This window comes from Paenibacillus nanchangensis, from assembly GCF_046543445.1.
Lineage (GTDB): Bacteria > Bacillota > Bacilli > Paenibacillales > Paenibacillaceae > Paenibacillus_AQ > Paenibacillus_AQ nanchangensis.
Map to the genome: position 1 here is coordinate 1 of NZ_JBHOFD010000016.1, position 13,486 is coordinate 13,486.

The window sequence follows — 13,486 nt, forward strand, 5'->3', positions numbered from 1 at the left end:
AGCGACAGGAGCGACAGGCCCGACAGGAGCGACGGGACCAACCGGAGCAACGGGAGACCCTGGCCCAGCAGGCGCGACAGGAGCGACAGGACCGACTGGGGCTACGGGAGACCCCGGCCCGGCAGGCCCGACAGGAGCGACGGGACCAACCGGTGCTAACGGACTCGAAGGCGAGACAGGGGCAACCGGTCCAACGGGACCAACCGGTGCAACAGGTGCCCCAGGTGCCGGAGCCATCATTCCATATGCTTCCGGAGGTCCGGTTGCTCTATCGACTGTACTTGCCGGAGGACTTGGTACTTCGAGCGTGGTAGGCTTTGGTGCCGGAGCCGACAGTATTCAGATCGTCAGCAACACAATTGATTTGACCGGCGGACCTGGTACGCTGATCAATATGGCCTTTTCGGTTCCGCGTACAGGAACGATCACGTCCCTGGCAGCCTACTTCAGTGTTACTTCAGATGTGAATCTGCTGGCTTCAACCTTCACAATTACAGCTGCGCTGTTCCGTTCGGCAGGTTCGACTGGACCAAATAATACGTTCACAGCGATCCCCGGAGCGGTTGTGAATCTGGATCCTCCATTTACGGGCTCAATCACAGCCGGTACAATTGCCAGCGGTATAACCGATGGATTGAGCATCCCTGTTGGTCCAGAGGATCGTCTGCTGCTCGTGTTCTCAGCGGATCTCACTGGAGGTCCCGGTCTGGCGGGAGTCATCGCCGGTTACGCTAGTGCGGGGCTGGGCATCAGCTAAGCTTGTTCTTCCAGGGATAGATTTGCCGCAGGGGGAATCATAGCGAATCCAGTAGAGAGGCAAAAAAGAAACAGGGCGGCGGCAGCCAGCATCGGCCGCCGCCCGTTTTTCGCTGACGCAACCATTCTGCCAAACGTACAAATGCAGTATGGAAGGGGGAAACCGGGGATGATCACCATCAGCTTATGCATGATTGTCCGAAACGAAGAAGAGGCGCTGCCCGGCTGTTTGTCTTCAATCGAAGGGATCGCCGACGAAATCGTCATTGTAGACACCGGCTCGACGGACCGGACAAAAGAAGTGGCCCGTTCTTTTGGAGCAAAGGTGTTCGACTTTGAATGGATAAACGACTTTGCGGCTGCCCGAAATCACTCATTTCGTCAGGCGACGCAGGAGTATATTCTGTGGCTGGATGCGGATGACCGCATAGCGGAACGCGACCGCTGTATACTGCTTGAACTGAAAGAGAACCTCTCGCAGGATACTGACAGCGTAACGATGCCATATAACCTGGCTTTTGACTCAGATGGGAATGTAACGGCCAGTCTACGGCGCAACCGTCTTGTCCGCAGAGACCGGGGATTTCGATGGATCGGCGCGGTGCACGAATATTTGGAGGTCAGAGGACGGGTGATAAACAGCGAAGCCGCCGTCACACATAGCAAAAACAAAGCGCATACCGACCGGAACCTGCAAATTTACCGGACCATGCTGCAAAAAGGAAAGCCGTTCACCCCCCGCGATATGTATTATTACGCAAATGAGCTGCGGGATCATGGTATTTACGAGGAGGCCGCTGCGCAGTATGAGCGGTTTTTGGCTACAAAACAAGGGTGGATCGAAGACAATCTTCAGGCTTGCCTAAAACTGGCCGAGTGCCGCAAACGAATGGGAGACAGGGCAGGGGAGATCCAGGTGTTAAGCCGCTACATTGCCTATAGCCCTCCACGCCCGGAGCTGTGCTGCCGGATGGGCGACTATTGGAGAGAACTGGAGAATTATAAAGCAGCAATCGTATGGTATGAACTGGCACTGAAGGTTCCCGAGCCGGCTGATTCCATGGGTTTGCGCAACCAGGCGTACTCCACTTGGCTCCCGCATCTGCAGTTATGTGTATGTTGGGACCGGCTTGGGGAACACCAAAAGGCCTTCGAGCACAACGAAACAGCGCTTGCTTTTGCCCCTTCTCACTCCAGCATGCTGTATAATCGAACCTATTTCCGCCGTCTGTTATCCATAGATGAAGAAGAAACTTCGGCGAACACGGCTAACCTTTCTTAGGCGGACCGGGAAGAGCAGCCTTTTTATACAAGTAAGAATTAACATAAGCTGGTTAGGATACAGGTTTCATATAAAAAAAGTGTTTTACGTATCGCGTGCAAGCTCCCTGCACAGTGTAATGAGGGGTTGGGCAGGCATTGCGGTGACCAGGAGTGCGAGCCATCCAAGAGCGTGCCATCCAAGAGCGGGCCATCCAAAAGCGGGTCATCCAAGAGCGGGCTATCCAAAGAGCGGGCCGTCCAAAGAGCCCCGCGCCCTGGCTTCATCTCCGGCTTATTGCCGCAGTGCCTGTTCAAGGTCGGCAATGAGCAGCTCGGCTGGTTCTACTCCAGCCGCCAGCCTGATCAGCGACACGGGCACGCCCTGGGATTTCAGCTGTACTTCGTTATCCCCATAATTGGGCGACACAATCTGGCTTTCATATGAACCCCAGGAAACGCCAATCCGAAAATGCTTCAGGCGGTTTATGAATGCGGTGATGCCTTCATAACCGCCTGTTTTAAGCTCGAATCCAAACAGCCCGGAGCAGCCGGTCATCTGCTTTTTTCCCAACTCGTAGTCCGGGTGACTGGACAGGCCAGGGTGATGCACAGCCGAAACCGCCGGATGGTTATTCAGGTAGGAAGCCAGCTTCAAGCCGTTTTCCTCGTGAGCTTTCATCCGGAGCGGCAGGGTACGCAAACTGCGGATAAGAAGCCAGGCTTCAAACGGGCCCAGACAGGCGCCAGCCAGCTCGTATTCTTGGTAAAACAGCCGCTCAATCCGTTTCTTGGAGCCAATCACTGCTCCGGCAACGAGGTCGTTGTGTCCGCCCAAATATTTGGAACCGGCATGGACGACGAGATCGATCCCGTAGCGCAGCGGTTTTTGATACAGCGGGGTTGCCCAGGTGTTGTCGATAATCGTAGTGATTCCCCGGCTTTTGGCAAGCTCCGCGGCGGCTTCTAGATCGACGAGCCGAAACAGCAGGGAGGACGGGCTTTCAAGATACAGCACGCGTGTGTTGGAACGGATAGCCGCCTTGATTTCGGTGATAGTAGTGGACTGGACCAGCGTATGGGAAACGCCAAATTTGCTCAGGTAAGCGGTCAAATCCACCGTGGATTCATACACATGCCCAACCAAAACCGCATGGTCGCCCGCAGAAAGACAGCTCATCAGCGCAGCGGCGATAGCGGCCATACCGGAGGCAAAGCATTTGCAGTTCTCCCCTTCTTCCAGCTCGGCCAACATCCGTTCGGCAATGGCCAAGGTTGGATTGGTCCCCCGCCAATAAAAGTTGAAATCCCGTTCGTGGCGGGCGGCTTCGGCAAAACTGCCGTAATCCTTGAAATAAAAAGGAGCGGTCTCATAGATCGGAGGGGCGGACGAACCCAAGTAATGCTCAAGCGATTCGGGAAAACCCAGACAGGTCATCCAATCCTTATCGGAAAAATTCAAAACAGTGTGTCCTCCAGTGCAGTCATCTTTTGCTTAGTATGACCCGTGCCGATTCAGTGTTATTCCAGCATCGGCCTCTTCTGCCATTACTGTTTTTCGCATACATATAGGAGTATTACCGGATACGGGAGGAGAGAAGGAATTGGACGAGCTGGAATGGCGGGCGGCCGTGGAACGGTTTGCGCTGCTGAAGCAGACTAAAAGCGAGCTGGAGGAAGAATTGGAGTCACTGCGGGGCCGGATAATCAGACATTGTGAGGACCGGGGGCTCCGGGAGTGCGACACCGGGGAATTCCGCGTGAAGTTGACTTATCAGGAACGAAAAGAATACGACGACGACAAGCTGTACCACGCACTTCCCGATGCGGAAGTTTGGCGGATGATCTCCAAGTCCGATCCCGGGAAAATTGCGGGAATGGTGAAGCTGCGCGTACTGAACGAAGAGGCGCTGAAACATACGTACACCGTGAAGCCGGTGTGCCTTGTACAGGTTAAGCGAAAACAAACAGGGAATAATTGAGAGGGAAAGTTTTACCTTTGGTTGATCTTCGCCTGCATTGTTCTTGCTACAATTGGGGTAAATAATCTTGAAACCAGACAGGGCGTTCCCCAGCGGTGCCGCGAGCGGGCCGGGAGGACAGCCGATGAATGGCGGATACGCACTTTTACTCTGACCGCAAGAGGTGAAACCGTGCAGCCGATAACCAAAGTCGTCATTCTTACCGCCGGGTACGGCGAAGGCCATAATCAGGTCTCACAGGCGCTTCAGGAATGCCTGGAACGACACGAACCCCTGCAGGTCCGCGTTGTTGATTTGTTTCAGGAGACTTATCCCGGACTAAACGCTTTTGTGAAATTTTTGTACCGGAACAGCCGGTCTTCCTCTTTTATGGGAATTGATTATTACGGATGGTCTTATCACTTGACGAATGCCCTTCCGGAAAACAGCCGGCTGGTACAGTGGATATATTCCTTCGGCAGCGGCGGATTAAAAAAACTGCTGGACCGCGAACGCCCGGATCTGGTCATTTATACCTTTCCGTATGCAGCAGCTTACCCGGCGGGTACAACGGAGAGGCCCCGCACCGCTATGGTGGTTACGGATTTTGTTGTGCATAAGCGTTGGTTGTACGCGAAACCGGATTGGTTTTTTGTCGCCACACCTACGGTAAAAGAGACGCTGATGCAGCATGCGGTCTCCGAGAACCGGATTCGTGTAACGGGCATTCCGCTGCGCCGCCGCTTCACTGAGACCAGTGCATCCGTGGAGGAGAAGCAGTCAGTGCTGTTGATGGCCGGAGGATGCGGTACCCCGCGTATGATCCGCCGGATGATCCGGGAGCTGCTGCTTCGTCTGCCAGATGTGCGGCTCGATGTGGTTTGCGGCAGGGATCATGTGTTGGAAAGACGGTTGGCAGGCGAGTGGAGAAATGAATTGCGGGTGAACGTGCACGGCTTTACGGAAGAAATGCCCCGCTTGATGCGGGAAGCAGGCTGTATCGTCACCAAAGCGGGTGGCGTCACGCTGTCCGAAGCGATTCATGCGAAGGTTCCGATTTTTATTCTGAATCCGTCTCCAGGCCAGGAAAAAGAAAACGCACGTTACCTAAAATCGGCTGGTGCGGCTGTTGTCGCCTTTAACGAAATGGAATTGGCGGATGAAATAGAGCGGTTGTTCACTTCACCGGATAGAATGCGGTTTGTCAATGAGCAAATAGCGGAACTCCGCCGTGAAGCGCCTGCCGATGAAATCGTCAGACATCTGCTTACGCACACGGGATGGAGGACGACGGGGGAACCGGAGGGTGCGGCGGCCCCGCGATTGCTGCGAATGGAAACAAACAACGGCAACCCCTGATCAGGGATTGCCGTTTCGTTTTGTATCGCTAGCGTGAAGGTTAACTTGGCCGGTGGCGTCCAAACATCTGACTGAGGACAGACAAGCCTGGATGGCCCACGCGGCTAAGCGGCCGCAGGGCTGGATATCGTAATGCCCCTGCCAAACCCTCGTTACACCGTGTGCGTGGAAATTGGGCTTTATTGGCTCTGCAGCTGCTTGCGCTCCCACACGCGTACGAGCATGGTTACGGCTTCCGCCCGGGTGGCATGCGCTGTGGGACGAAGCTTGTGCCGTTCGTCGCCCAGAATCAAGCCCGCTTCATGCAGCGCGGAATAGGCGGAGCGGGACCACAGCGGAGTTTGCTGCCAATCCGCAAATGCGGATGACGGCGCAGCTGCTCCCGGTAAGGTGTAGCGATTGTCTGCCCCGACAATCCGGTGAAAAATCGCCGCCATTTCAGCCCGGTTAATAGGCTGATTGGGTCGGTATGTTCCGTCCGGGTAGCCTTCAATTACACCAGCCGCACTAGCCTGCTTCAAGGCTTCGGAAGCGTATGCCGGCCAAGCTTCGGATAGGTTGCCTCCGGTGGCTGCCGGTAACACTCCGGCGGAGCTGAAGCCGAGGCTGCGGAACAGGAGCGTAATCAGCTCCGCGCGGGTAATGGTTTCATTCGGCCGGAAGGAACCGTCCGGGTAGCCCGTTACCCATCCGCTGCGGACGGCAGCTGTAATATCGGCTGCGGCCCAATGCCCGGCTGTATCGCCGAACGCAGCTGCCGGGCTGGCCGGTGCCGGGTCCGGGCTGGAAGTAGGCTCCGCAGCACGGACAATGGTTCCCGGCACCGATGTGGCGGGGCCGGCGGAAGGGCTGCTTCCTTGAACCGTAAGCTGTGCTGCCGGACCCGGTGTTGGCGACGGCTCCGGCGCAGCGCTCGGACTCGGTGTTGGCGACAGAGTCGGCGCAGCGCTCGGGCTCGGTGTCGGCGACGGCTCCGGCGCAGCACTTGGGCTCGGCGTCGGCGACGGAGACGGAGCAGTGCTCGGGCTCGGCGTCGGCGACGGCTCCGGCGCAGCGCTTGGGCTCGGCGTCGGCGACAGAGTCGGCGCAGCACTCGGGCTCGGTGTCGGCGACGGCTCTGGCGCAGCGCTTGGGCTCGGTGTCGGCGACGGCTCTGGCGCAGCGCTTGGGCTCGGTGTCGGCGACGGCTCTGGCGCAGCGCTTGGGCTCGGCGACGGCTCCGGCGCAGCGCTTGGGCTCGGCGTCGGCGACAGAGTCGGCGCAGCACTCGGGCTCGGTGTCGGCGACGGCTCCGGCGCAGCGCTTGGGCTCGGTGTCGGCGACGGCTCCGGCGCAGCGCTTGGACTCGGAGTTGGCGACGGCTCCGGCGCAGCGCTTGGGCTCGGTGTCGGCGACGGCTCTGGCGCAGCACTCGGGCTCGGCGTCGGTGACGGAGACGGTACAGCACTCGGGCTCGGTGTCGGCGACGGAGACGGAGCAGTGCTCGGGCTCGGTGTCGGCGACGGCTCTGGCGCAGCGCTTGGGCTCGGTGTCGGCGACGGCTCTGGAGCAGTGCTCGGACTCAGTGTTGGCGACAGAGATGGTACAGCGCTCGGACTCGGTGTTGGCGACGGAGACGGCGCAGCGCTTGGGCTCGGTGTCGGCGACGGCTCTGGCGCAGCGCTTGGGCTCGGCGTCGGCGACAGAGTCGGCGCAGCACTCGGTGTCGGCGACGGCGACGGCTCCGGCGCAGCACTCGGACTCGGCGTCGGCGACGGGTCCGGCGCAGCACTCGGGCTCGGCGTTGGCGACGGAGTTGGCACAGGTAGAACTGCCACGATCGCGTCGGCTTGCTGACCGCCATAGACGGCCTTCAGCACGGTTTCGCCTGGAGTTCGGCCGGTAACCGTTCCGTCGCTGCCGACACGGGCAACCTCTGGGTCTTCCACCTCATACAGTGCTTCCGATTTCAAGCTTTTTGTGCTCCCATCAGAATAATATGCTGTTAACACAGGCGTCAAATCTTCCCCAACATTCACTTCATAACGTGGAGCGTCAAAGGAAATCCTTGTCAGCACCGGAATCATCGGTACCGTGAGGAGCGTCGGCACAACTTTGCCGTTCAAATAAGCACTGATGATGACGTCGCCTGGAAAAGAATTTGCGGTCAGTGTGGTCCGGTATTCTCCGTATACCGACTCCGTTATTGAACTTAATTTACCCTTGTAAACGGCCAATACCACGGTTCCGCCGCTCTGAGTCAAATCGTTCCCCCATTGATCCTTCACTTTGAGCACTATCTCCGCGGTTGATGTGCCATCGGCGGGAAGCTCCGCCGGATCGGCTGTGAAGACTGCGGAAGACAGGTCGGCAGGTCCGGACAGCAGACGCAGAGTTAAGGGCTCGCCCAATGGTTTAAACTTCACTATAGGCTGAATGGAGGCAGTACCGGTTTTTGTCGGAACAAAGGTCGCCCGGTAGGAAATGACCCCTCCATCGCTATAGGAAGTTACTGGCCCCACATTGCCGATCGTGGAGGAAAACCCGACTAAGTCAGCAGGGAGATTAATGTGGTTTCCGTACTGGTCCATCAGCTGTAAAGTCAGCACGGTCTGTTCCTGCCCGTTAACGACAAGCGTATCTCGTTCTGAGGTAAAGCTCGATCGTTCCGGATCGGGATCTCCCGGGACGACGGCTTGCGACTGTTTGGCAGCGACAGGAAGTCCGTTAATGCTTGCCTTAATGACATAACTCCCCGACCGCTCGCTGTGGAAGGACGCCTGGTAAATGCCTCCCCCTATATATTCCGTAGGACCAAAAGATGCTCCGTCAGACTGAAATTCAATCTTGTCGGCGGAGGTGGCAACCGGCCGCCCACTCCCGTCAACTAACTGCAGTTGGATTGATGTATGATCGCCCGCTTTTACATCCCGCATTAAGCCGGTAAAATAGGTCTGCGCCGGGTCGGCCAGTGTAGTACGGGCTAAACGCGGCAGGGAGGGGTCAGATCGTCCACCACCCAACTGGGAGTAGGCATTGTTCCCGGTCATCCACAGCGTACCGTCCTTGCCCAGCACCGCGGTGTAAAATGCACCCGCTTCCATCATGGCGGTTTCCTGCGGAATCAGCGGGCCCTCGGCGTTCTCGGTAACCTGGGCCGGAGAGGCGTAATGCGCTCCGGTTTCCCCTCGTCCAAGCTGCCCCTCGTTGTTTGCACCCCATGTCCATAATGTTCCATCGCTCCTTAATGCGAGATAGTGATGAAAACCGGCAGAAACGGAGAGGACAGGGTTGCCGTCCGCGCCGAGGTAACCTCCCGAGCCGTCTCCGACTTGAACGGCCGTCTTCCGGCTAGCCGCGGAGCCGTCCCCGGACGCGCCGGCACTGTTCCCTGCCACCCATACGGTGCCATCCTCCATAACCGCAAACATACTGTATGGACCGGCGGAAATTTGTTTTACACCGGTTAACGGTTCGCCTGAAGGCTTAAGCACTTTTACCGGGTAGCTGCGGTTAATAGAGGTGCCGTCCCCAAGCTGCATGTTCCGGTTATAGCCCCAGCCGAGCACTTCTCCTTCGGAAGTTAGCGCATAGGACGTCAGCTGTCCGGCTTCCACCTGCACAATATCCGTTAATGGTTCGCCGGCGGAACGGTACACCTGCTGCGGGGAGTAGTAATATTGCACTGATCCACCGTTGCCGATGGAACCCATCAGATTATCGCCCCAAGCCCAGACAGTTCCGTCTTCGGCAAGGGCAAGTGAATGCGTGGAGCCTGCCGACACCTGCTTAATCGGGGGCATGCCTTGAATCTGCTCCGCATACGGCCCGTAATAAAAGCCTTCTCCCCTTCCCAGTTCTCCGCTTGCGTTAAAACCCCAAGAGTAGACCTGCCCGTTCGGTTTGAGTGCTAATGAGAACTGGTCGCCTGCCGAAATTTGCACCGCTGTCAGCGGAGACACGGTGTCTATGTTTTTTTCCGGAACGGATAGCGACACATTGCTGCTGTTAACGCCTACCGGTCCCAGCTGCCCGGCCATATTGCTGCCCCATATCCGTACGGATCCGTCGCTCAGCAGAACGACGGTATGCGAACTGGCGGCGCTGACGGATACGATATCAACGCCTGCGGGAGGGGGAGCCGCGGCCTGTACGCGGGGGCTGGCAGCAGGAAGGAACAGGTTGGCGGCCAGGATGGCTGCGATCAACCCGCTTATCCTCTTTTTGAGACGCATTGCAGTACTCCTTTCTGTATGTTAGAGAAACAATGTCAGTTCGCAGACTGAACAATCTTCCCTATTATAGGAGAACGGGGAACGCAGGGAATCTAACTAAAGTTAGCATTTGGAAGCTCCGGCGGAAAAAAATAAAAAAAGCTTCCCGACTAACAGGGAAGCTTCTGAGGGGGACAAGCGGGGAAGGGATAACGAATTAGCTGTTTGGTTTCGTCTGACGGAGACGTTCCAGTTCGGCATCTACCGCACTGCTTACGGCCGGATCCGCCGGATGGCCCGCTGCGGAGTAAGAGCCGTATGGACGGTGCTGGGCTTGCACCTCCCAGTCGGCGATTTTTTCTTCCATCCGCTCGAACCCGCGGACTGCGCGGCCGGTATGGATGACCGGACCGCGGCTGGCTCCGCAACCGTGCGGCGCATGAGCTGTGTGCTGCGCAGCCTGTCTGGCGCGGGCGGCCAGTTCTTCGCGTTTTGCTTTCAGCCGGGCGCGTTCTTCTTTAGCCCGGACGAGGTTGGCCGCCAATTCTTCCAGCGTCAGGCGTGTGTCCTCCAGACTGGCTTCGCATTGCTGCGCACTCTCGAGCTGTTGAAGTTTGGCTTGTACCGCTACACGTGCCGCCGTTTCGTTGCCTTCTTTCATCGCCTGCATGGCGGCATTTTCGCTGGTCTCGGCCTGCAGCTCGTACTCCCGTTTGCGGCGCTCCAGCACCGCGGCGGCCACCTGCAGTTCCCGTTCGCTGCGTTCAGCTTCCGCGATTTCGTCTTCGAGTTCCCGCAGATATTGCCCTGTCAGCAGGACCGGATCTTCCAGTTTGTTGAGCCCTTCATGCAGCGCCGCTTTGGTCAATGTAACAATACGATTGAATATACTCATTGGTTATCTCTCCTAATTTGTTGTATTTGTAATCCACAGTGGGATTTACTATTGAAAAATAGTATTGGAACTGAGCATTGGAACTGAGCATTGGAACTGAGCATCGGAACTTAGTATTGGAACTTAGTATTGGAACTTAGTATTGGAACTTAACATTGGGAAGTTTCAGCTGCTTTCGATTGGATTACTCGATTGGATTAATAGAAGCTGTGATTATCGTGAAACCCGCCGTACGGCTCTTTCGGAACAAACAGACAGCCGATGATGTAGAACAGGAAAGCTGTTCCGAAGCTGCAGAACAGGGCGACCAGGGCCAACAGCCGGATGATCGTGGCGTCAACGCCCAGATAAGCGGCCAGACCGCCGCACAAACCGCCTACTTTTGCATCGTGTCTCGAACGGAACAATTTTCTCATGATTTATTTTCCTCCTTGGGTTACCGGAATCGCTTCCGGCGATGTCCGTGGTTTATGCTTTTATTCTACCGGGGAAAACGGACAGCCAAAACGGGCCGCAGACGGTTTTTGACTTCCGCCCCAAATCGGATGGCGTCCCCGCCAAAGGTCGGGCATCCCGCCGTCCCAAAGCCGGGCGTCCGGATTCTGTGCAGGCAAACACAGGGCCAAAACCGGGCTAAAGGCGGGCAGGGCTGCGAAGACAGTGAACCAAAACCAATAGAAAAAGCCGTCTTCCCGGCGGCTGGAAACCACGCCGGGAAGACGGCTATTCTTTATGATGATTTATTGTGTTGACTTACGGTTGTTCTTCGGGAAGAGTGAACACCTCATCTCCCCCGCGGAGCTTCCGTGTCCCTTCGGTTGTCCGTGTCCCATCAGAATGAACATAACCATAATCAGCTGCGGCGATATGCGGCATGATGCGGAAAAAGACGTTTCGCCTGGTGATCCCGGGCCGCTCTCCGGCCTCCTCCACAATTGGATAAGGGAGAAGCGGCAAAAAATCAAAGTTTTGTCCTGCCCCGTAATCGACCCTTGCGCTCCATAATCTCTCGCTGTGGTCTTCTGCTGGCTCGTAGTAGCTGATGACATCTCCGGTTTCCACGAAAAAGAAGTCATGTGAGCCTTCCGGAAAATAGTACGTTACCGCTTGATCTCCCATAGAATTGGGGTCGGGCGGGAATTCCTGTAATCCGCTCACCCGGGGCAGGGCCAGCGCCGCCTGCCGTGCCGTTGTCAGATCGGAGGAGGACAACTTCTCCCGCAGTTCCCGGCCGGACTTGGTTACATAGACGGTTCGGGTCGAGGCGTTCCAAGTCACAGAGGCGCTGGAGGCCTCCGCGATGAACCGGAGCGGAACCATCATTTGCCCCTGTTTGACCTTGGAGGGGAAAGGCAGCTTCAACGGTTTGTCGCCGACCATAGCGGTATTGCTGCCCGCTACCAGGCGGATTGGCGCTTCGCCGCCCTGAATGACCGCGGTCTGGGTGGGTGCATCCCACGATACGGAAAGGCCGGGGATTTGCCCGACCAGCTTAAGCGGAACAACTGCCGCTCCTTTTTGTAAAACTGCCTCCGCATCGCCTTCCAGAGGACGATTGTTGATCACGATGTCAACCGGGACGGAAGCAGCCGCAGTCCAGGGCATCAGGGTTAAAAACAGGGCGGAGATCCACCCGATTAGGGCATGACGTTTCACGGGAATCCTCCTATGTATACCGGATCAAATGTTTAGATACTGTGTTAACGCTAACTAGGGGCAAAAGTTACAGGGTTTCGGAAAATTATAACATATCGGATGTTCAGCGCTCTGATTTTTCTTGTATTGGCGATGTTTTTCACTTTGGACACACGGATGGCCGTTTGCTTACGCGCATGTCCTCGGGAATGAGGTATACTTAAGGGATGAATAAGCCATACCGGTATATGCCGAGAGGAGTGCCTTGTATGCTGTCCGGAATTAACCGTCTTTTGGATAAAATGATGCCTTTTATTACGCCCGGAAGTCTGATTCTCGGCATGGTGTTTGCCGAATGGCTGATGCCTTACCGGTTTCTGTCGATCGGGCTGTTCGCTTTTATGACCTGGGTTGGCGCGCTGGGAGCGGGAACCCGGGATTTTGTCCGGGTGATGAAGCAGCCGGTGCCTGTCGTGCTTGTCATTGTGGTGATGCATGTGATTATGCCGCTGGTGGCGCTGGCGGCTGGTACGCTGTTGTTCGGCGGGGATCGGGACACGATTACCGGCCTTGTGCTTGGTATGTCAATACCGACTGGCGTCACCAGCCTGTTCTGGGCGACGACCAGCGGAGGGAATGCGGCGTTTGCGCTATCTGTGATTTTGCTGGATACGCTGCTGGCGCCGTTTATCGTTCCCGGGACAGTCGTGGCGGTAATCGGTACGGGCGTTCATATGGATACAACCGATATGATGACCAGCCTGCTTTATATGATCGTGCTCCCTTCGCTGGCCGGCATCCTGGCGAACAAATGGAGCCGCGGGGCTTCGGAACGCGTCTGGAAGCCATGGCTGAACCCGTGGGCCAAAGTGGCGATGGGGACGGTCGTTGCGCTGAACGGCGCGTATGTCGCGCCTTATTTTGCCGACTTCGATTTGAAGCTGGCCGGGATTCTCGGAACGGTGATCGTCTTCACGATTACTGCATACGCGTTGGCATGGTGGAGCGGGAAATGGATTGGATGCAGCGATGACATCGCCATCGCGATGACCTATACGATCGGGATGCGGAACATCAGTGCCGGGGCGGTGCTGGCGGTTACCTTTTTTCCGGCGGCCACGGCGGTGCCTGTCATTGTGGGGATGCTTATCCAGCAGGTGATGGCTTCGCAGGTAAATCAGCTGCTGAAGCGGCGCAAGCGGATGATGCCGGAGCTCAGTCCGGATAAGAAGGCGGCGGTCTAAAAGTCCGGTTTACGGACAGAGGTACATTGTGCGTTTAGTGGCCGCAAGCCGCAGGCTGCCGCTATAAGGCTTTATCCCGCCCCAAGACAGGAACAGGAATAGGGATAGGGATAGGGATAGGGATAGGGATAGGAATAGGCACAGGGACAGCTGCAAGAGCAGGAGCTGGGACAGGAATAGTAC

General features: G+C 56.8%; 10 protein-coding genes. 5 read left to right on the top strand and 5 right to left on the bottom strand.

Annotated elements, in window-relative coordinates; translation table 11 throughout:
- Positions 1–757, top strand: a 757-nt coding sequence (locus ACE6ED_RS14280) for an exosporium glycoprotein BclB-related protein (RefSeq protein ID WP_410827853.1), incomplete at its 5' end; no start/stop codon positions are given.
- A 168-nt stretch (positions 758–925) separates the two neighbouring features.
- Positions 926–2,038 (top strand): glycosyltransferase, encoded by a 1,113-nt coding sequence (locus ACE6ED_RS14285; protein ID WP_410827854.1) that lies wholly within the window; start codon positions 926–928, stop codon positions 2,036–2,038.
- Between the two features lie 273 nt (positions 2,039–2,311).
- Here the strand turns inward: ACE6ED_RS14285 and ACE6ED_RS14290 are convergent, their stop codons facing one another.
- Positions 2,312–3,478, bottom strand: a complete 1,167-nt coding sequence (locus ACE6ED_RS14290) for a trans-sulfuration enzyme family protein (protein WP_410827855.1) — start codon at positions 3,476–3,478, stop codon at positions 2,312–2,314.
- Positions 3,479–3,620: 142 nt separating this feature from the next.
- Between ACE6ED_RS14290 and ACE6ED_RS14295 the strand changes: the two genes are divergently transcribed.
- Complete coding sequence (locus ACE6ED_RS14295) at positions 3,621–3,998, top strand: hypothetical protein (protein WP_410827856.1); 378 nt, start codon at positions 3,621–3,623, stop codon at positions 3,996–3,998.
- 171 nt (positions 3,999–4,169) lie between these two features.
- Entirely contained in the window at positions 4,170–5,336 is a 1,167-nt protein-coding gene (locus tag ACE6ED_RS14300; protein WP_410827857.1) for an MGDG synthase family glycosyltransferase, read from the top strand.
- A 179-nt stretch (positions 5,337–5,515) separates the two neighbouring features.
- Here ACE6ED_RS14300 and ACE6ED_RS14305 read toward each other — a convergent pair whose 3' ends face one another.
- The 4 genes from ACE6ED_RS14305 to ACE6ED_RS14320 all read right to left on the bottom strand — a co-directional run bounded on the left by ACE6ED_RS14305 (position 5,516) and on the right by ACE6ED_RS14320 (position 12,080).
- A complete protein-coding gene (locus ACE6ED_RS14305) occupies positions 5,516–9,550 on the bottom strand; it encodes an RCC1 domain-containing protein (protein WP_410827858.1) in 4,035 nt (1,344 codons plus the stop codon).
- 196 nt (positions 9,551–9,746) lie between these two features.
- Positions 9,747–10,424 carry a PspA/IM30 family protein gene (locus ACE6ED_RS14310; protein ID WP_410827859.1) on the bottom strand — a complete coding sequence of 226 codons (678 nt, stop codon included), beginning with the start codon at positions 10,422–10,424 and terminating at the stop codon, positions 9,747–9,749.
- A gap of 197 nt (positions 10,425–10,621) precedes the next feature.
- Positions 10,622–10,840: a PspC domain-containing protein gene (locus ACE6ED_RS14315; protein ID WP_410827860.1), complete on the bottom strand. Its 219-nt coding sequence runs from the start codon at positions 10,838–10,840 to the stop codon at positions 10,622–10,624.
- Between the two features lie 337 nt (positions 10,841–11,177).
- The gene (locus ACE6ED_RS14320; protein ID WP_410827861.1) at positions 11,178–12,080 is read right to left on the bottom strand and encodes a copper amine oxidase N-terminal domain-containing protein; all 903 of its coding nucleotides are present in this window, start codon (positions 12,078–12,080) and stop codon (positions 11,178–11,180) included.
- A gap of 248 nt (positions 12,081–12,328) precedes the next feature.
- Between ACE6ED_RS14320 and ACE6ED_RS14325 the strand changes: the two genes are divergently transcribed.
- Complete coding sequence (locus ACE6ED_RS14325) at positions 12,329–13,303, top strand: bile acid:sodium symporter family protein (protein WP_410827862.1); 975 nt, start codon at positions 12,329–12,331, stop codon at positions 13,301–13,303.
- The last annotated feature ends 183 nt before the right edge of the window (positions 13,304–13,486 follow it).

Bases quoted from the DNA above. Each gene is read 5' to 3' on its own strand.
- ACE6ED_RS14325 (WP_410827862.1), top strand. From the start codon at position 12,329: ATGCTGTCCGGAATTAACCGTCTTTTGGATAAAATGATGCCTTTTATT.
- ACE6ED_RS14305 (WP_410827858.1), bottom strand. From the start codon at position 9,550: ATGCGTCTCAAAAAGAGGATAAGCGGGTTGATCGCAGCCATCCTGGCC.
- ACE6ED_RS14310 (WP_410827859.1), bottom strand. From the start codon at position 10,424: ATGAGTATATTCAATCGTATTGTTACATTGACCAAAGCGGCGCTGCAT.
- ACE6ED_RS14285 (WP_410827854.1), top strand. From the start codon at position 926: ATGATCACCATCAGCTTATGCATGATTGTCCGAAACGAAGAAGAGGCG.
- ACE6ED_RS14315 (WP_410827860.1), bottom strand. From the start codon at position 10,840: ATGAGAAAATTGTTCCGTTCGAGACACGATGCAAAAGTAGGCGGTTTG.